The sequence below is a fragment of the Stakelama saccharophila genome, from assembly GCF_032229225.1.
Taxonomy (GTDB): Bacteria; Pseudomonadota; Alphaproteobacteria; order Sphingomonadales; family Sphingomonadaceae; genus Sphingomonas; species Sphingomonas saccharophila.
Genome location: NZ_CP135076.1, coordinates 1,011,296 through 1,030,015, shown reverse-complemented (window position 1 = coordinate 1,030,015; position 18,720 = coordinate 1,011,296). Strand labels below are relative to the sequence as shown.

The 18,720-nt window shown below is 66.4% G+C and carries 22 protein-coding genes and 1 pseudogene; 15 read left to right on the top strand and 8 right to left on the bottom strand.

All coding sequences use genetic code 11. The features are described 5' to 3' along the window. Positions 1 to 104 precede the first annotated feature (104 nt). From RPR59_RS04665 to RPR59_RS04650, 4 genes are all read right to left on the bottom strand, one after another. Entirely contained in the window at positions 105 to 1,880 is a 1,776-nt protein-coding gene (locus RPR59_RS04665; RefSeq protein WP_313917171.1) for a DUF885 domain-containing protein, read from the bottom strand. A 79-nt stretch (positions 1,881 to 1,959) separates the two neighbouring features. Next, on the bottom strand, positions 1,960 to 3,570 hold the full coding sequence (locus RPR59_RS04660; protein WP_313917168.1) for a GNAT family N-acetyltransferase: 1,611 nt from the start codon (positions 3,568 to 3,570) through the stop codon (positions 1,960 to 1,962). 240 nt (positions 3,571 to 3,810) lie between these two features. Further along, positions 3,811 to 5,472 (bottom strand): DNA repair protein RecN, encoded by a 1,662-nt coding sequence (recN, locus tag RPR59_RS04655; protein WP_313917166.1) that lies wholly within the window; start codon positions 5,470 to 5,472, stop codon positions 3,811 to 3,813. Positions 5,473 to 5,496: 24 nt separating this feature from the next. Continuing rightward, positions 5,497 to 6,303, bottom strand: a complete 807-nt coding sequence (locus tag RPR59_RS04650; protein ID WP_313917164.1) for an outer membrane protein assembly factor BamD — start codon at positions 6,301 to 6,303, stop codon at positions 5,497 to 5,499. 143 nt (positions 6,304 to 6,446) lie between these two features. Here RPR59_RS04650 and RPR59_RS04645 point away from each other — a divergent pair, with 143 nt between their 5' ends. Next, positions 6,447 to 7,271, top strand: a complete 825-nt coding sequence (locus RPR59_RS04645) for a cupin domain-containing protein (protein ID WP_313917161.1) — start codon at positions 6,447 to 6,449, stop codon at positions 7,269 to 7,271. 23 nt (positions 7,272 to 7,294) lie between these two features. Here the strand turns inward: RPR59_RS04645 and RPR59_RS04640 are convergent, their stop codons facing one another. Continuing rightward, on the bottom strand, positions 7,295 to 7,516 hold the full coding sequence (locus RPR59_RS04640) for a hypothetical protein (protein WP_313917159.1): 222 nt from the start codon (positions 7,514 to 7,516) through the stop codon (positions 7,295 to 7,297). 173 nt (positions 7,517 to 7,689) lie between these two features. Between RPR59_RS04640 and RPR59_RS04635 the strand changes: the two genes are divergently transcribed. The 6 genes from RPR59_RS04635 (at position 7,690) to RPR59_RS04610 (ending at position 11,404) form a co-directional block, all read left to right on the top strand. Further along, the gene (locus RPR59_RS04635) at positions 7,690 to 8,442 is read left to right on the top strand and encodes a hypothetical protein (protein WP_313917157.1); all 753 of its coding nucleotides are present in this window, start codon (positions 7,690 to 7,692) and stop codon (positions 8,440 to 8,442) included. A gap of 86 nt (positions 8,443 to 8,528) precedes the next feature. After that, complete coding sequence (locus tag RPR59_RS04630; RefSeq protein ID WP_313917155.1) at positions 8,529 to 9,611, top strand: RluA family pseudouridine synthase; 1,083 nt, start codon at positions 8,529 to 8,531, stop codon at positions 9,609 to 9,611. Next, positions 9,611 to 9,814 carry a hypothetical protein gene (locus RPR59_RS04625; protein ID WP_313917153.1) on the top strand — a complete coding sequence of 68 codons (204 nt, stop codon included), beginning with the start codon at positions 9,611 to 9,613 and terminating at the stop codon, positions 9,812 to 9,814. The genes RPR59_RS04630 and RPR59_RS04625 overlap by 1 nt, the downstream gene beginning before the upstream one ends. Next, a complete protein-coding gene (locus RPR59_RS04620; protein ID WP_313917152.1) occupies positions 9,811 to 10,473 on the top strand; it encodes an HAD-IA family hydrolase in 663 nt (220 codons plus the stop codon). The genes RPR59_RS04625 and RPR59_RS04620 overlap by 4 nt, the downstream gene beginning before the upstream one ends. Then, entirely contained in the window at positions 10,470 to 10,688 is a 219-nt protein-coding gene (locus RPR59_RS04615) for a hypothetical protein (RefSeq protein WP_313917150.1), read from the top strand. Before RPR59_RS04620 ends, RPR59_RS04615 begins: the two co-directional genes overlap by 4 nt. Further along, positions 10,685 to 11,404: an ATP12 family chaperone protein gene (locus tag RPR59_RS04610; protein WP_313917148.1), complete on the top strand. Its 720-nt coding sequence runs from the start codon at positions 10,685 to 10,687 to the stop codon at positions 11,402 to 11,404. Before RPR59_RS04615 ends, RPR59_RS04610 begins: the two co-directional genes overlap by 4 nt. Here RPR59_RS04610 and gmk read toward each other — a convergent pair. The 3 genes from gmk to RPR59_RS04595 form a co-directional block, all read right to left on the bottom strand. Then, the gene (gene gmk, locus RPR59_RS04605) at positions 11,382 to 12,032 is read right to left on the bottom strand and encodes a guanylate kinase (protein ID WP_313918323.1); all 651 of its coding nucleotides are present in this window, start codon (positions 12,030 to 12,032) and stop codon (positions 11,382 to 11,384) included. The two genes, RPR59_RS04610 and gmk, sit on opposite strands and share 23 nt — an antisense overlap. A 254-nt stretch (positions 12,033 to 12,286) precedes the next feature. Beyond that, positions 12,287 to 13,681: a class II fumarate hydratase gene (fumC, locus tag RPR59_RS04600; RefSeq protein ID WP_313917145.1), complete on the bottom strand. Its 1,395-nt coding sequence runs from the start codon at positions 13,679 to 13,681 to the stop codon at positions 12,287 to 12,289. A gap of 118 nt (positions 13,682 to 13,799) precedes the next feature. Continuing rightward, positions 13,800 to 14,282, bottom strand: a complete 483-nt coding sequence (locus tag RPR59_RS04595; protein ID WP_313917143.1) for an SspB family protein — start codon at positions 14,280 to 14,282, stop codon at positions 13,800 to 13,802. Between the two features lie 74 nt (positions 14,283 to 14,356). On the opposite strand from RPR59_RS04595, the gene hisB reads away from it, so the two are divergent. The 8 genes and pseudogenes from hisB (at position 14,357) to RPR59_RS04555 (ending at position 18,717) form a co-directional block, all read left to right on the top strand. Next, the gene (hisB, locus tag RPR59_RS04590; RefSeq protein WP_313917140.1) at positions 14,357 to 14,944 is read left to right on the top strand and encodes an imidazoleglycerol-phosphate dehydratase HisB; all 588 of its coding nucleotides are present in this window, start codon (positions 14,357 to 14,359) and stop codon (positions 14,942 to 14,944) included. A gap of 109 nt (positions 14,945 to 15,053) precedes the next feature. Then, complete coding sequence (hisH, locus tag RPR59_RS04585; protein WP_313917138.1) at positions 15,054 to 15,656, top strand: imidazole glycerol phosphate synthase subunit HisH; 603 nt, start codon at positions 15,054 to 15,056, stop codon at positions 15,654 to 15,656. Next, positions 15,644 to 16,369 (top strand): annotated as a pseudogene (hisA, locus tag RPR59_RS04580) (1-(5-phosphoribosyl)-5-[(5-phosphoribosylamino)methylideneamino]imidazole-4-carboxamide isomerase); the annotation flags it as partial. The gene hisH and the pseudogene hisA, both read left to right, overlap by 13 nt. 134 nt (positions 16,370 to 16,503) lie before the next feature. Continuing rightward, entirely contained in the window at positions 16,504 to 17,274 is a 771-nt protein-coding gene (gene hisF / locus RPR59_RS04575) for an imidazole glycerol phosphate synthase subunit HisF (RefSeq protein WP_313917136.1), read from the top strand. A gap of 131 nt (positions 17,275 to 17,405) precedes the next feature. Next, positions 17,406 to 17,639 (top strand): PEP-CTERM sorting domain-containing protein, encoded by a 234-nt coding sequence (locus tag RPR59_RS04570; protein WP_313917134.1) that lies wholly within the window; start codon positions 17,406 to 17,408, stop codon positions 17,637 to 17,639. A gap of 49 nt (positions 17,640 to 17,688) precedes the next feature. Next, the gene (locus RPR59_RS04565; RefSeq protein WP_313917132.1) at positions 17,689 to 17,880 is read left to right on the top strand and encodes a hypothetical protein; all 192 of its coding nucleotides are present in this window, start codon (positions 17,689 to 17,691) and stop codon (positions 17,878 to 17,880) included. 32 nt (positions 17,881 to 17,912) lie between these two features. Next, entirely contained in the window at positions 17,913 to 18,236 is a 324-nt protein-coding gene (locus RPR59_RS04560) for a phosphoribosyl-ATP diphosphatase (protein ID WP_313917130.1), read from the top strand. A 103-nt stretch (positions 18,237 to 18,339) separates the two neighbouring features. Further along, positions 18,340 to 18,717, top strand: a complete 378-nt coding sequence (locus tag RPR59_RS04555) for a histidine triad nucleotide-binding protein (RefSeq protein ID WP_313917128.1) — start codon at positions 18,340 to 18,342, stop codon at positions 18,715 to 18,717. The last annotated feature ends 3 nt before the right edge of the window (positions 18,718 to 18,720 follow it).

Sequence of the window (18,720 nt, the reverse complement as noted above, 5' to 3'; positions counted from 1 at the left end):
GGCCGTTCGCCGGCCGCATCGCAACAATGGCGCGGGAATGTCGTCCGGATATGTCGGCAGCGGCGGGAAAGTGTCGCGATCTGTCTCGGGTCGGGTGGGTCCGTTCAGCTTTCGGATGCGGCTGGTTCGGCCTTCTGCGCCACGATCCAGCGGTCGATATGCGCTTCCAGCACGTCGAGCGGCAGCGATCCTTCCTCCAGCACCGCGTCATGAAAGGCGCGCAACCGGAAATCGTCGCCCAGTTCGCGCTCGGCCTTCCGGCGCAACGCCCTGATCCGCAACTCCCCGATTTTATAGGCCAGCGCCTGGCCCGGCCAACTGATGTAGCGATTGACCTCGGCATCGATATTGGCGTCGCTGAGCGCGGTATGCGCCTTCATGAACGCGACCGCCTTCTCCTTCGACCAGCCCATCGAATGGATGCCCGTGTCGACGACGAGCCGCGCCGCGCGCCAGGCGTCGTAGCTGAGCCGGCCCATGCGTTTCGCCGGCGTATCGTACATGCCGATTTCGTCGCCCAGCGTTTCGGCATAGAGCGCCCAACCCTCGGTAAAGGCGGTGAAGTGCGCGAGATAGCGGCGCATGGGCGGCAGATCGAGTTCCTGCTGCAATGCGATCTGCTGGTGATGGCCGGGGACCGCCTCGTGCATCGTCAGGGATGGCATTTCCCAGAACGGCCGCTGATCCAGCTTCGAGGTGTTGACGTAATAGGTGCCGGCGACGCCGTTCTGCGGAGAACCGGGGCTGTAATATGCGGTCGTCGTCCCCTCGGCGGTTTCCGCCGGGATCGGCTTGATGCCATAAGGCAGCCGCGCAAGCCGCCCGAAAAGCTCGGGCATGTGACCGTCGATCGTCTTGGCGATGAGCGCCGAACGGGCGAGCAGTTCCTCGGGCGTCTCGGCGTAATATTGCGGGTCGGTGCGCAGATGGTCGATAAAGGCGTCGCGGCTGTCATAGCCCGCCTGCTTCGCGACCGCTTCCATCTCCTTGTCGATGCGGGCGATCTCGTCGAGGCCGATCCGGTGGATCTGCGCCGGCGTATAGTCCGTCGTCGTCTCGACGCGCGCACGATAGGCGTAATAGCGCTTGCCGTCGGGTTGGGCCGAAACGCCCGCCGTCTTCGCGCAGTGCGGCATATAATCCTGGGCGATGTAATCGGCGGCCTTGCGGAACTCCGGGTTCAGGACATCGGTGATGACCGTCTTCGCCCGCGCCTGCAGCGCCTGCCACCGTCGGACGGAGATCGTGCCGGGGCGCGGTCCGGCAAAGGGCTCGTAGAAGCGCGATTCCGTCGGGTCCTCGGCCACAAGACCGCTGATCGTGCCGGCGAAGCCGTCGAGCGCGACGCAGGGCTGGACATAGCCCTGCGCGACCGCCTGCTGCGTGATTTTCAACAGCTCGGCATTTTGCGCGGGGAATTTCGACAGGCGCGTCAGGTAATTGGCGAAATCGGCCTCCGTGTCGAACCGGCTGCCGGTGGCAAGCCACGCCAGCCCCTGCCACGGCGAGGAATAACTCGTGAACAACACCGTGCGCTGGCCAAATCCGTTGCCCTCGATATCGTCGGACAGGATGCGGTGAAGCACCGCCTTGTCGATTCGTCCTTCTTCCGACAATCCGGTCTCGGGGATCGCCTCGAGACGGGCGAGGAAACGCTTCTCGTCCGCCAGCTCCCGGTCGCGCGCGGCGAGCGACACGTCGCCGAGCTGGTCGTCATAGCGATGCACGCCGACCGAGCTTGCAAAGGTGGGATTGTGCTTCAGGACCCATTGCCAGTGATCCTTGAGCAGCGCGTCCAGATCCTCCGACGGTCCCGCCACGGCCGGCGTTGATATCGCCAGCACCGCTCCCATCACCAACGACATCAGTGCCCTGCGCATCGAACCTCCCGCCTTCCGTTGCCCTGCCGCAACCTCGCGCGTCGGAGGCGCGCTGGCAAGCCTTGAAGGGCGATCCGTCCTAGCCGCCGCCGGGTCCGTTCGCCTGCATCGGTGCGCGCGACGGCACCTGTTGCTGGTCGCCGCGCGGCCCGCGCGTCCAGTCGATCCGGTAAAGGTCGAAGCGCCGGTCGGTCAGGTTGCGCACCGTGCCTTCGGCCCGCGCCCAGGTGAGGTCGGCAAGATTCACATCGGCGATGGTCAGCGTCTCGATATTCTCGCTCGCCTCCGCCGCGATACCGTCGCGCGCGAAGGGAAAGTCGCACGGCGTGAGGATACAGGACTGGGCATATTGCACGTCCATATTCTCGACCCCCGGCAGGTTGCCGACATTGCCCGACATGACCACGAAGCACTGATTCTCGATCGCGCGCGCCTGGGCGCAATAGCGCACGCGCATATAGCCCTGGCGATTGTCGGTGCAGAACGGCACGAAGATGATCCGCGCGCCCTCGTCCACCAGTCGCCGGGCCAGTTCGGGGAATTCGCTGTCATAGCAGATGAGGACGCCGACCGGCCCGACATCGGTCTGGATCACGTCGACACTGTCGCCGCCCTTGATCTTCCACCAATAGCTTTCATTGGGTGTCGGATGGATCTTTTCCTGCGCGTGCACCGAACCGTCGCGCAGGCAGACGTAAGCAACGTTCTGGATGTCGCCGTCGTCGGTGCGCGTCGGGTGCGATCCGCCGACGATGTTGATGTTGTACCTCAGCGCCATGCGGCTGAGTTCGTCGACCAGCGGCCGACGGTGATCGGTGAGGCGTTCGATGGCGTCTGCCGGCGACAATCTGCCCCGTTCGAACGACAGCAGCGACAGGGTGAACAGTTCCGGGAACACCACGAAGTCGGACTGGTATCCGGCGGCGACGTCGACGAAATATTCGACGTTGCGGACGAACTCGTCGAAATCCTTTACCGCACGCGCCTGGAGCTGACAGGTCGCCAGCCGCACGCCCTCCACATCGCGCGGCACCCGGTGCTTGGGCGGCTCGGCCGGATCGACATAGGGGTTACGCCACACCATGTGCGCGGCATACGCCATCGATTGCTTGTCCTCGGGCAGATAGTCCTCGAGCACGCCGATCGGTTCGAACCCGTTGGCGAGCTGGAAACCGATGACGGGATCGCGCAGCTTGCCCTCGCGGACCTTGTCCAGATAGTCCTGCGGGCCGTCGACCCGGTTCCGGGCGCGGCGATAATTGGGCATCCTCCCGCCGAAGACGATCCCCTTCAGCTCCATCCGTTCGCACAGCGCGCGCCGCGCCTCGTAGAGCCGCTTGCCGATGCGCAAGCCGCGCTGTTTGGTCGCAACCGCGAGTTCGAATCCGTAGAGCCAGTCGCCGGTCGGATCGTGGCGGCTGCCGAAGCCGTTGCCGCTGATTCCCTCCCAGTCGTGCGGCGCCAGCGCGACATGCTCGTCGATGCGCGAAGAGGCGCAATAGCCGACGACCTCGCCCTCATAGAGCGCGACGAACTGGCCTTCGGGGAAATTGTTGATCTGCCCCCGGATCATGCCCGGCGTATAGTTTTCGACGCCGGTATAGACCCGCCCGATGAGCGACAGGATGCCGGGGATGTCGGCGGGTTTTGCTTCTCGTACTTCCAGTTTCGCCGGGGAGCGTCTCGACATGCAGGAGGCCTCTCATTGTGGTAGTGATGCGATACAAGCGTTGCTGCCGAATTTTCGATCCGGAATGAGCCGATGCCAGAGGGCGAACGGGTCCAAAGGCACCTACCCTACACCTGATCCAGCACGCCCGATCCCGTTCGGGCTGAGCCCGTCGAAGCCCTGCCCTTCTTCTGACGCGGAGAAGAAGGACAGCACCGACAAGCTCAGGGCAAACGGGTCCAACTAAAGGCGCCCGTTTGCCTACGCCGCCAGTAGGCGCTCGGCCTGCGCCCGGGCCTCGTCTGTGATCTCGGCGCCCGACAGCATCCGTGCGATCTCCTCGCGGCGTGCCTCGGCACCGAGCGGGGTGACGCCGGTACGGGTGACGATACCGTCATGCGCCTTGGCGATCAGCAGGTGATGGTTGCCGCGCGCCGCGACCTGCGGACTGTGCGTCACCACCAGCAACTGGGCACCGCCTGCCAGGCGCGCCAGCCTTTCGCCGATGGCGTCGGCGACGGCGCCGCCCACGCCGCGGTCGATCTCGTCGAAGATCAGCGTGCGCGCCCCGCCCTCTTCGGCGAGCGCCACCTTCAGCGCCAGGATGAAGCGCGACAGCTCGCCGCCCGAGGCGATCTTGATCAGCGGACCGAAGGGCGCGCCGGGATTGGTCGCGATCTCGAACTCCACGCGGTCGCGCCCCTGTGCGGTCCACTGCGCCTCGGGCAGCGGCTCGACGCGGGTGCGGAAGCGGGCGGCGTCCAGCTTGAGCGGCTTCAGCTCGGCCGCGACGGCGGCATCGAGTCGTTCGGCGGCCTTATTGCGGGCAATACTAAGCGCATCGGCGGCTTCGCGATAGGCGCGGTGCGCGGCTGCGGCTTCCGCCTCGATCTTCGCGATCCCGGCACCACTGCTTTCGATCCGCTCCAGCCGCGCAGCCAGTGTCTCGGCAAGCTCCGCCAGATCGTCGGGCTGCACCTGGTGTTTGCGCGCGAGCGCACGCAGATCGAACAGCCGCGCCTCGTCGGCTTCCAGCGCGGCGGGGTCGAAGGCCAGCGCTTCGGCCGCTTCGTCGACCCGTTCCTGCGTCGTTCCCGCCTCGATAATGGCGCGATCGAGCGCTTCGAGCGCATCGGCCAGTGCTTCGTGATCGCCCGAAATCCGGTCGAGGATGCGCGCCGCCTGACGCAATCGCGCCAGTCCGCCGTCCGACCCGTCGAGCAGATCGGCCACCCCCTGCAGGTCGCCGGCGATCTTCTCGCCCCGCTGCATGGTGGCGCGCCGTTCGGCGAGTTCTGCCTCCTCGCCCGGTTCCGGCGCGAAACGGGTCAGCTCCGCCACGGCATGTTCCAACCATTCCCGGTCGCGCTCGGCCGCTTCCTGCTCGGCCCGCGCCTCGGCAAGCTGCGCGTCGGCGGCACGCCACGCGCGATACGCACCCGCCACCGAAGCGGTATCGAGCCGGCCATAAGTGTCGAGCAATGCCCGGTGCCCGCGTGAATTGAGCAGTCCGCGATCGTCATGCTGCCCATGGATTTCGACGAGATGCTGACCGAGTTCGCGCAACAGACCGGCGGAAACCGGCTGGTCGCTGACGAAGGCCCGGCTGCCGCCATCGGCCCGCACCATACGCCGGATCATCAACGGCTCGCCCGGTTCGATCACGACACCGGCCTCGCCGAGCATTTCGGCGATCGCGCCATCGGCGGCGGGCGGAACGAAGCTCGCGGTCACCATCGCCCGGTCGGCCCCCTGCCGGACAAGGCCGGTATCGCCGCGCGCGCCCAGCGCCAGACCGAGCGCATCGAGCAGGATCGACTTGCCCGCGCCGGTTTCGCCGGTCAGCACGCCCAGCCCGGCATGGAAGTCGAGGTCCAGCGCCTCGATCAGCACGACATCGCGGATCGACAGCGCGGTCAGCATGGCGGCGGACGCCTCCCGGTCAGGTCAGGCTCCGGCGTCGGCCGATTGCGCGGCCTTCGGCGCCTTGTCACGGAACAGTTCATAGGCCCGCTGATACCAATCGCTGCCGGGATAATTGGCCCCCAGCGTGGCGGCCGACTTGCGCGCCTCTTCCGGCATGCCCAGCGCCAGATAGGTTTCGGTCAGGCGCATCAGCGCTTCGGGCACCTGCGTCGTCGTCTGGTAATTCTCGACGACGGTGCGGAACCGCATCGAAGCCGCCAGCCACCGGCCGCGATCCTCGTAGAAGCGGCCGACTTCCATCTCCTTGCCCGCGAGATGATCGCGCACCAGATCCATCTTCAACCGCGCATCGGCGGCATAGCGGCTCTGCGGATAACGGCGCTGCAATTCGCCGAGCGCATCGAGCGCCTGCTGCGTGATGCCCTGATCATGCGCCACGTCCGAAATCTGCTCGTAATAGGAAAGCGCCACCAGGTAATAGGCATAGGGCGCATCCGCATTGCCGGGATGCGCCGCGATGAACCGCTGCGCCGACTGGATGGCGTGGGTGTAATCCTTGTCCAGATAATAGCTGAACGCGCCCATCAACTGGGCACGGCGCGCCCAGACGGAGAAGGGGTGCTGGCGCTCCACCTCGCTGAACAGGGCGGCGGCCAGCTTGTACTGCCCGTCGTCGAGACGCTCTTTCGCTGCGGAATACAGCGTGCCGACGTCGCGCGCGACATAGGGAACATCGGTCGAGCCGCCAGTTTTGGCACAACCGGAAATCGTGGCCGCGCCGGCAAGCATCAGGCCCAGGACGAGCGAACGGGACATCGTGTTACGCATGGTCGTGCCTCATAGCCGAGCCTTGGCGGGGCAAACAACGATTTTCGCATGAACGTGTCGACAACCGGTGCGACGACGGGGATCGCGCAACCGGCATGTTGTATTTATATGCCCGCCATCACTCTTTGTCTGGAGGACCTGCCTTGCCCGCTACCATGCTCGCCACGCACCGCGTCGCCAAACCCTGGGGTCGCCATGACCTGTGGCCCGGTTTTCCCGATCCGCCGGCCGATGAGGAGCCGATCGGCGAGGTGTGGTTCCAGACGCCCGGCGATTCGACGCCCGACCTTCTCGTCAAATATCTGTTCACCAGCGAAAAGCTGTCGGTGCAGGTCCATCCCGACGATGCCCAGGCGCATGCCCGCGGTTTGCCGCGCGGCAAGGACGAATGCTGGCTGATCCTGGACGCCGAGCCCGATTCGACCATCGCGCTGGGAACCAGGGAACCGGTGGACGACGAGACGCTGCGCCGCGCCGCGCTCGACGGGAGCATCGAACAGTTGCTCGACTGGAAACCGGTCAAGGCGGGCGATTTCTTCTATTCCGCTTCGGGAACGATCCACGCGATCGGTGCCGGAATCACGCTGATCGAAGTGCAGCAGAATTCGGAAACGACATACCGCCTATACGATTACGGCCGGCCACGCGAATTGCATCTCGACGAAGGAATCGCGGTGGCGGACGCAAAACCCTATCGCCCGCAGCCGATGCCGGGAAAAGTGGCCGGAGATCGCGACATCCTCGTCGAAGGCCCGAAATTCGTCCTGGAACGGTGGCCCGGTGGGGAGAGGACCGTGACGCTGCCCGAAGGGCGCACCGCCTGGCTGGTCCCGATTCGCGGGCGAGGCGTGGTCGACGGCGTGCCCTGGAAAGCCGGTGAATGCCTCACCCTGACCGGGTCCTGCGCAATACACGGCGACGCCGAAAGCGACCTTCTGCTCGCCTATCCGGGCACCGAGCGGATCTGATCCTGCGCGGGCGGGCGGCGGGTCTAAAGGATGCCGCCGCCCAGCATCAGCCGCACCACGCCGATCACGATCACCAGAATATTCAGGTTGCGGCCGCCGTTCCGGCTCGACAGCGCCCCGATACCCGCGCCGACGATCGCGATGGGCACCACGATCCAATTGAGCGCGCCGATCAGCGGCGTGAAGGCGACAACCGCGAACAACAGCGCGAAAATACCGATCAGAATCGAAAACAGGTTGAGCATGGGTGCAATAATGATGGGAACGGCGCGTATTGGCAAGATAATACACCTACTGCTCCCCTCGCAGTTCCGGTCCGGGACGCATGCTTAACGAAAAATTTGCCGGTTAACCTTTAACTTCAATGCTTTCTTGGCCGCGATCCGACATGGTTCGACGGTAAAAGGAGCAACGGCACATGATCGCGACCCCTCGCCACACCCGGCGTCGAACCGCAGCGTTCCTGCTGCTACCCTTGGCCCTCGCGGCCTGCAGCGGCAATGACGACGATCAGGATCTCGGCGCGCTGGACAACCAACTGATCGGTCAGGGCAACGGCGTCGACCCGGCGATCACCGGCGCCCTGCGGGACCAGATCATGGTCGACCCCGATCTGGTCGGCCAATCGAACGGCGGCGCGATCCGGCCACCCAGCCAGCCCTATTCGGCCGGCGTTCCCAAGACCGGAACCGCCCGGCGCGCGGCAGCCGACGGCAAGCTGATGCGCGCGCCGGCGCCTGTGAAGGCAAAGGCCTGCTCCGAATGCGAGGCGGGTCGCGAATCGCTGACGATCGGCGCGCTCGCCGCCAACCAGCCCGCGGCGAAGGGGTGTGCTGCCGACCTCGATTATTCGGCGAAATGGGCGCAACGCCTTCCCGACGGCCTGGCCCTCTATCCCAGGGCGCATGTGATCGAAGCCGCGGGTTCGACCGGCGGCCGCTGCCATCTGCGCGTCGTCAGCTTCTGGGCCGATCAGCCCATGCAGCACATGCTCGACTGGTATTATACGCAGGCCCGGCGCGCAGGGTATGACGCCGAGCATCAGGTGGACGGCAACGAGCATATCCTGGGCGGCACGCGTACAAGCGACGGCGGCGCTTATGTCCTGTTCATGACGCCGCGCAAAGGCGGCGGCACCGATATCGATCTGGTCGCCAATCGCGGCGTCTAGCGTCGCGGTCGCCGGCGGTTTCCTTGGCCGGGAATCCCGTTTACAGCGCCGGTCATGGATTCCATCGCACCCGTCCGGTCCGTCGCATGAGCGACGTCCGCCAATATACCGTCGATGCGGACGATGACGGCATCCGGCTCGACCGTTGGTTCAAGCGGCACATGCCGGAGGCGACGTTCAACATCGTGTCGCGCTGGGCCCGCACAGGCCAGCTTCGCGTCGACGGCACCCGCGCCGCGCCCGGCGACCGCATCGTCGCCGGTCAGGTCATCCGCGTGCCGCCCGCCGAACCCGCCAAGGCGCCGAAGAAGAAGCGTGAGCGGGCACCGCTGACGCCCGAACAGGAAGCGTTCGCGCGCGAACTCGTCATCCACCGCGACGACCAGGCGCTGGTGCTCAACAAGCCGCCGGGCCTTGCGACGCAGGGCGGCACCAGGACGACGGAGCATGTCGACGGCCTGCTCGATGCACTGACCTTCGGATTGGAAGGGCGGCCCAAGCTCGTCCACCGGCTGGACAAGGATACGTCCGGCGCATTGCTCGTCGCGCGCACGGCGCGGGCGGCCGCATATTTCTCGAAGCATTTTTCCGGTCGCAGCGCCAGGAAGATCTACTGGGCGCTGATCGTGGGCGTGCCGGAGATCGCCGACGGCGTAATCGACCTGCCGCTGTCGAAACAACCCGGCACCGGCGGCGAGAAGATGCATGTGGACGAGGAGAACGGCCAGCCAGCCCGGACCCGGTATCGCATCATCGAGCGCGCCGGAAACAAGGCGGCCTGGGTCGAGCTACAGCCCTTTACCGGCCGCACCCACCAGCTTCGCGTCCACCTCGCCGCGATCGGTCATCCGATCGTGGGCGACGGCAAATATGGCGGTCAGGAAGCCTTCCTGACCGGCGGGGTCAGCCGCAAGATGCATCTGCACGCCCGGCGGCTGCGCATCGGCCATCCCGACGGCGAAAAGATCGACGTGACCGCCGAGCTGCCGCACCATTTCGCAGAGAGCATGGGGATGCTCGGCTTCGATCCCGCCCTTGGCGATGCGCTGCCGATCGAGGACGGGCCACCGCCCGCCTCCCGCGCCGAGAAAAAGCAGAAGGCGAAGGCGCACGCCAAGGCGGTTCGCAAGGAACGGCGCGGCGAGCGGCGCCGGCGCGGCAAGGACTGATGCACCCGGCCCCCGTGGACGAAGCCAGCACGACGCCCCGGATGCTCGACGGCATCCGCGGTGTCGTGCTGGGCGTGCAAGCGTGGCGCGGCACGACGAAGCGCGACCGGAACAAGCCCGACGCCGCGCGGCTCGCCGCGGCGGATGCGCTGGAAGGGCGGGGACGCCGCGCTGCTATCGCCCGTTGGATGCGCCACGCATGAGCAATCGCCTCGCCCTGTTCGACTGCGACGGCACGTTGGTCGACAGCCAGGCCAATATCTGCCTGGCGATGGAAGAGGCGTTTTCCGCCCACCGCCTCGACCCGCCGACGCGCGAGGCGATCCGGCGCATCGTCGGCCTCAGCCTCGTCGAAGCGGCGGCGCAATTGCTGCCGGAGGCCGATGACGCGCTTCACCGCATCATCGCCGAGACCTATCGCCAGCAGTTCATCAGAATGCGCACGTCCGGGACCATGCTGGCCGAACCGCTATATGACGGTATCGTTGAAACGCTGGTCGCGCTGGATGCGGCCGGCTGGCTGCTGGGGGTCGCCACGGGCAAGTCCGATCGCGGCCTGTCGCTGATCCTTGCGCATCACGAAATCACCCGCCATTTCGTCACTTTGCAGACCGCCGACCGCCATCCATCCAAGCCGCATCCCGCGATGGTCGAGGCCGCCATGGCAGAGGCGGGCGCGGAACCGGAAACGACGGTGATGATCGGCGACACCAGCTTCGACATGGCAATGGGCGTGGCAGCGGGCGTGCATCCGCTGGGCGTCGGTTGGGGCTATCATGCGCCGCACGAACTGACCGCGGCCGGCGCGCGCCATGTCGCCAGCCATGCCAGCGGGATCGGCCCGCATCTGGAGACGCTATGACCGACCCGGACCGGACGGCGCGCACGCGCTATTTCGCCATGACCCTGACCCGTATCGCCGGCGCCGCCGGCGCGGTGCTCGGGGTGCTGCTGCTGGCGCGCGCGACCGACACGACAACCAGGATTCTGGGCGTCGCGATCGTTCTCGCCGCGCTCTACATGATCGCGACCGTGCCGCGCGCGCTCGCCCGCAAGTGGCGCACTCCGAAGCCATGAAGCGGTTTTGGAGGGACGTGAGCGTGGTCCCGGAAGGGGACCGGCGGAGCATTGCGCTGGACGGCCGCCCCGTGCGAACGCCGGGTCGCGCCCCGCTGGCCGTGCCGACGGCGGCCCTCGCAGACGCGATCGCGGAGGAATGGCGCGCGGTGACGGAAACCGTCGATCCACGTGCCATGCCGCTGACGGGTCTCGCCAATGCGGCGATCGACCGGGTGGGGCCCGATCGCGCGGCCTTCGCGGCGGGTCTCGCGCGCTTTGGCGAAAGCGATCTGCTCTATTATCGTGCCGAAGGCCCCGTCGAACTGGTCGCGCGGCAGGCGAATGCCTGGGACCCGATTCTCGACTGGTGCCGTGGCCGCTATGGCATCCGTTTCGAGATCACGGCCGGCGTGATGCACGTGCCGCAGCCGGAAACCACCGTCACGCGCCTTGCCGGGGCGGTGGCCGCGTACGATCCCTTCGTTCTGGCGCCGCTGTCGCCGATCGTGTCGCTCACGGGTTCGCTGGTCCTGGCGCTCGCGCTGGCCGAGGGCGCGGCAACGCCCGATGCGGTCTGGACGGCAGCGAGTATCGACGAAGACTGGCAGGCAGAACAATGGGGCGAGGACGATCTCGCCACGGCTGCAACCGCGAACCGCCGTGCGGAATTCCAGGCCGCGGCGCGGTTCCTGGAACTGTCGAAGGGCCCGCTTACCTCCCCAGGTGACGGATAAAGCCGATCAATCCCGTCTGGCGGGACCGTTTCAACCGCTCTGCGGCCAGGATCGTCTTCACAGAGCGGAAGCATGTTTCGACATCGTCGTTGACCAGCACATAGTCGTACGCGTCCCAGTGGCTGACCTCGCGCTCCGCGCGCACCATGCGCCCCTCGATGATATCCTGGCTGTCGGTCGCGCGGCGTTCGAGCCGCTGACGCAGTTCGGCCATGGACGGCGGCAGAATGAACACGCGCACCACGTCGCCGCCGGCGAGCTGATAGAGCTGCTGCGCGCCCTGCCAGTCGATGTCGAACAGAATGTCCTCACCTTCGCTCAGCGTGTGGAAGACGTCCGCCTTGGGCGTGCCGTAGCGATGGTCGAAGACGTGCGCCCATTCGAGGAATTCGTTGTTGGCGACCATCTCGCGAAAGCGCTCGACATCGACGAAATGGTAATCGCGGCCATCGACCTCGCCCTCGCGCGGCGGACGGGTCGTATAGGACACCGACATCGACAATTTCGGCTCGTCGGCCAGCAATTTGCGCGCGATGGTCGACTTGCCCGCGCCCGACGGCGAAGACAATACGAACAGCACGCCGCGACGCTTGAAGCCGTGCGGATCGGATTCGATGGGATTGGCCATGCCCGCTAGTGGCGCGGGCAGTGCCGGTCCGTCAAGCGCCGGAGGTTCGTCCGTGGCGGCGCACCCGTTTTCCTCGCCGGTTCGCCGCTGGCCCATATCGTCCATGCCGGATACGGACTTCGCATGTGGGGATTAGTCTTCGGCGGACGAAGCCAAACCGTTCGTGCCGAGCCTGTCGAAGCACCGCCCTTCGCCGCAAGAAGATGGCAGCCCTTCGACAGGCTCAACGGCCGGGCGGCTCAGCGCCCGACCATTTACCGCCCGACCATCGCTTCCGGGCGCACGACGCGGTCGAACGTCTCCGCGTCGACCAGGCCCAGCTCCAGCCCCGATTCCTTGAGCGTCAGACCCTTTTCATGCGCGTGCTTGGCGATCTTGGCGGCATTGTCGTAGCCGATCTCGGGCGCCAGCGCCGTCACCAGCATCAGCGAGCGGTCGACCAGCTCCCTGATGCGCCCCTCATTCGCCTTTATGCCGTCGACGCAGCGTTCGGCGAAACTTTCCATGCCCGTGGCCATCAGGTCGATCGAGCGCATGATGTTGGCGCCGATCAGCGGCTTGAAGACATTGAGTTCCATCTGCCCCTGCATGCCGCCGACGGTCACCGCCTGGTTGTTGCCGATCACCTGCGCCGCGACCATCGTCAGCATCTCGCACTGGGTCGGGTTGACCTTGCCCGGCATGATGGAGCTGCCCGGCTCGTTCGCCGGAAGCTCCAGTTCACCCAGCCCGGAACGCGGACCGGAACCGAGCAGGCGGATGTCGTTGGCGATCTTGGTAAGCGCCACCGCCAGCGTGTTGAGCGCGCCCGACAGGAAGACGAGACCGTCCTTGCCTGCGAGCAGTTCGAACTTGTTCTGCCCCGTCACGAAATCGAGGCCGGTGATGTTCGCGATCTCGGCGGCCACGTCCTCGGCATAGTTTTCCGGCGTGTTGAGGCCCGTGCCGACGGCGGTGCCGCCCAGCGCGACCTTCAGGATATTTCCCTTGATCGCACCCTCGAAGCGCATCCGGCAGCTATGCAGTTGCGCGGCATAGCCGGAGAATTCCTGGCCCAGCGTCAGCGGCGTAGCGTCCTGCAGATGGGTGCGACCGATCTTGACGATGTCGTCCCAGTCCTTCGCCTTCTCGGCAAGCGCGTCCTCCAGTCGCTCCAGCGCCGGATAGAGCTTGTTCGTCACCGCCCGTGCCGAGGCGACGTGCAGCGCCGTCGGAAAGCTGTCGTTGGACGACTGGCTCATGTTCACGTGATCGTTCGGATGGACCGGCGACTTGCCGCCCTTCGTGCCCGACAGCATCTCGTTGGCGCGGCCGGCGATCACCTCGTTGACGTTCATGTTGGTCTGGGTGCCGGAGCCCGTCTGCCAGATGACGAGCGGGAACTGGTCGTCCAGCTTGCCGTCGATCACCTCCTGCGCCGCCTTGTCGATGGCATCGGCAATCCCGGCGTCGAGCCCGTGCTTGCGGTTCACCCGCGCCGCCGCCTGCTTCACGATCGCCTGAGCGTGGACGATGTCGATCGGCATGCGCTCGGCCGGCCCGAACGGAAAGTTCTGGATGGAGCGCTGCGTCTGCGCGCCCCAATAGGCGTCGGCGGGAACCTCGACGGGTCCGATCGAATCGGTCTCGGTACGGGTATTCGTGCTCACAACATCTCCGTTCGCTTCGAGCGAAGTCGAGAAGCCCTGACGGGCGCCTGGTTCGAATTCCCGTTCGCCAGCCATGTCTCGACTTCGCTCGACACGAACGGGGGCGGAGCGAATGCCCCTATTTCTTGCGCTTGAAATCCACCGCGACGACGTTGGAGCCGTCTTCGACCGCCTTCGCCGTTTCAGGATCGTTCTCGGCAACGTCATGGCCGTCGGGACCGTCCGGATCGTCCTGCACCTGGAAGCGCAGCTCGAAATTGACCGCCGGATCGTGAAACCCCGCAATCGCCGAAAAGGGCACGACGAGCGTCGTCGGGATCTGGTTGAAGCTCAGCCCGATCGAGAACCGGTCCTCATCCACCGTCAGGTCCCAGTACCGGTGCTGGATGACGATCGTCATCTCGTCGGGAAAGCGCTCGATCAGGCGATCGGGCACTTCCACGCCGGGCGCCTGGGTCTTGAACGTGATATAGAAATGATGCTCGCCGGGAAGCGCCCCGGCGTCCCGCACCTGGCCCAGCACGCGGCCGACGACGGCGCGCAGTGCCTCTTGCACGATGTCGTCATACGGAATCAGGCTGTCGGGCACGTTCTCTGTCATTTCGCCTGTGCTAAACGTGTTTGCCGCATGGTCAAGATTGCATGGCACCGCATGCGCGCTATGTGGGGTGCGATATGCGAACGGCCACCATCTCCCGCACCACGAAGGAGACCGCGATAGAGGTCGCGGTCAACCTCGACGGCACCGGCGAATACGACATTTCGACCGGGATCGGCTTTCTCGACCATATGCTGGAGCAGCTTTCGCGCCATTCGCTGATCGACCTGGCGGTGAAGGCGACCGGCGACCTGCATATCGACCAGCACCACACTACCGAGGATACCGCCATCGCCATCGGCGAGGCCGTGGCCAGGGCGCTGGGCGAGAAAAAGGGCATCCGCCGCTACGGCGACGCGCTGTCGCCCATGGACGAGACGCTGACGCGCACCGCGCTCGATATTTCGGGGCGGCCCTATCTGGTGTTCGACGTGGAATTCACCCAGACCCGTCTGGGCGAGATGGATACCGAACTTTTCGAGCACTGGTTTCACAGTTTCGCGCAGGCGGCAGGCATTACGCTCCATGTCGAGACGCTGCACGGCGCGAACAACCATCATCTGATCGAAAGCGCCTTCAAGGGGCTGGCGCGCGCGCTGCGCAGTGCGGTCGAGATCGACCCGCGCAAGGCCGACGCGATCCCCTCCACCAAGGGGATGTTGTGATGGAAGCCGTACCGGCGACCGTCATGTCAGCGAAGGCTGGTATCTCCGGCGGCATGGGCAGCGCCCGGTTTCCAAAGACCCCAGCCTTCGCTGGGGTGACGGAGGGGCGGTGACGCTTGCGCTCATCGACTATGGCGCGGGCAATCTGCATTCGGTGCACAATGCGCTAAAAGCAGCCGGTGCCGAGGACGTCGTGGTGACCGGCGATCCCGCGGTGGTACGCTCGGCCGACCGCGTGGTGTTGCCGGGCGTCGGGGCGTTTGCCGCCTGCGCCGGCGGACTGCGCGCCGTGGACGGCATGGTCGATGCGCTTGAATCGCGGGTGCTGAAGGATGCGGTGCCGTTTCTAGGCGTCTGTGTCGGCATGCAGTTGATGGCGACTGCCGGCGAGGAATTCGGGCGTCACCGCGGCCTCGGCTGGATAAAGGGCACGGTCCGCGCGCTCGAACCCGGCGCGGGCGTGCGGGTGCCGCACATGGGCTGGAACGACGTGATGCCGGTGGCCGACCAGCCGCTGATCGTACCGGGCGAGGCGTATTTCCTGCACAGCTATGCGTTCGATGGGGACGATATCCTGGCCGTCACCGACCATGGCGGCCCCATCACCGCGGCGATCGGCCGCGACAACATGCTGGGCGTCCAGTTCCACCCCGAGAAGAGCCAGCGCTTCGGCCTGGCGCTGCTGGAAAGGTTTCTCGCATGGCGCCCCTGACGCTCTTTCCCGCCATCGACCTCAAGGGCGGCGCGGTGGTACGCCTGGCCGAAGGCGACATGACGCGGGCGACCGTCTATGGCGACGACCCGGCGGCGCAGGCGACGCTATTTGCACGAGCGGGCGCGGATCACCTCCACGTCGTCGATCTCGACGGCGCCTTCGCCGGGCGCGCCGTCAATGCCGAGGCGGTAGAGCGAATCGTCGCCGCCTTTCCCGGCAAGGTGCAACTGGGCGGCGGAATTCGCGACATGACGGCCGTCGAGCACTGGCTCGGCCTCGGCGTCGACCGGGTCGTGATCGGCACGGCGGCGCTGGAGCATCCCGATTTCGTGCGCGCAGCGGCGAAGGCGCATCCGGGCCGGATCGTCGTCGCGGTGGACGCAAAGGGCGGCATGGTCGCCACCCGCGGCTGGGCCGACATATCGACCGTTCCGGTCGCCGATCTCGCCCGCCGGTTCGAGGATGCGGGCGTGGCGGCGCTGCTGTTCACCGATGTCGGGCGCGACGGCCTCCTGAAAGGCTGCAACGTGGCGGCGACGGTCGAGCTGGCGCGCGCGGTTGCGATCCCGGTGATCGCAAGCGGCGGCGTCGCGGGAATCGAAGACATCGAGGCGCTGTCGGCGTTCGTCGAAGACGGGGTCGCAGGCGTGATCACCGGCCGGGCGCTGTATGACGGCCGGCTCGATCTGGCCGAAGCGTTGCGGGTAGCCAGTTCCTCCCCGGAACGGGGAGGGGGTCCGCCGCGAAGCGGTGGTGGAGGGGGAGCGCCATCGGGCGATCCGCCTGCTGCCAACCCCCTCCACCAGCCTGCGGCTGGCCCCCCTTCCCGTTCCGGGGAGGAAGGATGACCGTTCGCGCGCGTGTCATCCCCTGTCTGGACGTCGCGGACGGCCGCGTCGTCAAGGGCGTGAACTTCGTCGATCTTCGCGATGCAGGCGATCCGGTCGAGCAGGCGCGCGCCTATGATGCGGCGGGCGCCGACGAACTGTGCTTCCTCGACATCTCGGCGACCCACGAAGGCCGCGGGACGATCATCGACGTGGTGCGGCGTACCGCCGAGGTCTGTTTCATGCCGCTCACCGTCGGCGGCGGCGTGCGCTCGGCCGAAGATGCCCGCGCGCTGCTGCTCGCCGGCGCCGACAAGGTCGCCGTCAATTCCGCCGCCGTCGCGCGGCCGGAAGTGGTCGCCGACATCGCCGACCGGTTCGGCAGCCAGTGCATCACCGCCTCGGTCGACGCCCGGCGCACGGGCAAGCGTTGGGAAATCTTCACCCATGGCGGGCGACGCGAGACCGGTATCGACGCCGTCGCGCACGCAGTGAGGCTGGCAGAGCTGGGCGCGGGCGAATTGCTGGTCACCTCGATGGACCGCGACGGCACGAAGGGCGGCTACGACCTCTCCCTCATCCGGGCCATCGCGGATGCGGTAAGGGTGCCGGTGATCGCATCGGGCGGCGTCGGCACGCTCGATCACCTCGTCGCCGGCATTCGCGACGGCCATGCAAGCGCGGTGCTTGCCGCCTCGATCTTCCATTTCGGAGAGGCCACCATCGCCCAGGCGCATGCCGCGCTTGCGTCGGCCGGCATAGCGGTTCGCCGCGCCCCTGTCGGCTGAGTTTACAACCCGCGCCGATGCCGGAGGGGCGTTAACTCCGTAACGCCTTGATTCAAGTACACTCTGCCGGTTCTGGCACTCCCCTTGCTTACCATGTCGCCGAGGACCGAACATCTTTCGGAGCAAGCATCATGACCAAGTTTCTCGGCAGCACCCTGATCATCGTCGGCGCGACCCTGCTGCCGCTGTCGGCGGCGAGCGCGATGGATCACTTCCCTTCCCCGCCGGACGGTGGTGGCGGCCATCACGATTCGGGCGGCCCCACACCCGTGCCGGAACCCGGAATGCTGGCGCTGTTCGGCACCGGACTGGCCGGTCTTGCCGCGGGTCGGGTGCTGTCGCGTCGCAAACGGAAGGACGACTGAGGCCGTCTCTTAACCTCGCGGCATGGTTTCGGATGCTAGGGGCGGAAGCGTGAGCCGTATTCCGCCCCTTATCGCGTTCATGTCGCTGACCGCCGCGGCGCCGCATTCGGGCGTGGTGACGCGCGACGGTTTCGAGCCGTCGGACGTGGCGCTGTTCGTCGTGGCGGCGACCGGTATCTGGCTCGCGCGGCGGGCCATGCGTGCAAGGGCGAAGGTCCGTCGCTCGCAATCGCGGGATTGACACCGCCGCCGGTGCTGCGATGCACGGACGCCATGTCAGATTCCGATCCGCTGACCGCACTCGAGGCGGTGATCCGCGAGCGCCTCGGCGCCGATCCCGATACTTCCTATGTCGCGAAGCTGCATGCGCGCGGCCGCGCGAAGATCGCGCAGAAGCTGGGCGAGGAGGCGGTCGAGACGGTCATCGCCGCGCTGGGCGAGGATCGCGACGCGCTGACCAGCGAGGCGGCCGACCTGGTCTTTCACCTGCTCGTGCTGCTCGCGGAGGCGGGATTGAGCCTCGACGACATCCGGGCCGAACTCGCGCGGCGGGAGGGGGTTTCCGGGCTGGTCGAAAAGGCGGGTCGCGGCGCTTGACCTCCCTTGCCGGTTGCGGGAGGGATCGAACGAGGGCTCGTGTCATCCCGACGGGAGGAAGGGTTTCGCCCTCGCCTGTTCCTCCCGCGAGCGGGAGGGGAATATGCCGATCGATGCCACCCGGCCCTATGACGACGACAATATCTTCGCGAAGATCCTTCGCGGCGAGATCCCGTCAAAGGCTGTGTACGAGGACGAATACGCCTTCGCCTTTCACGACATCAATCCGCAGGCACCAACCCATATTCTTGTGATTCCGAAGGGCCGTTACGTTTCGTGGGACGACTTTTCGGCCAATGCCGATGATGCCGAGATCGGCGGCTTTGTCCGGGCGGTCGGCACCGTGGCGCGCGACGCCGGGCTGGTGGAGCCGGGCTATCGTCTGCTCGCCAATACCGGCCCCGATTCGCATCAGGAAGTCGCGCATCTGCACGTCCACATCTTTGCCGGCCGGCAACTGGGGCCGATGCTGGCACAATAGGGA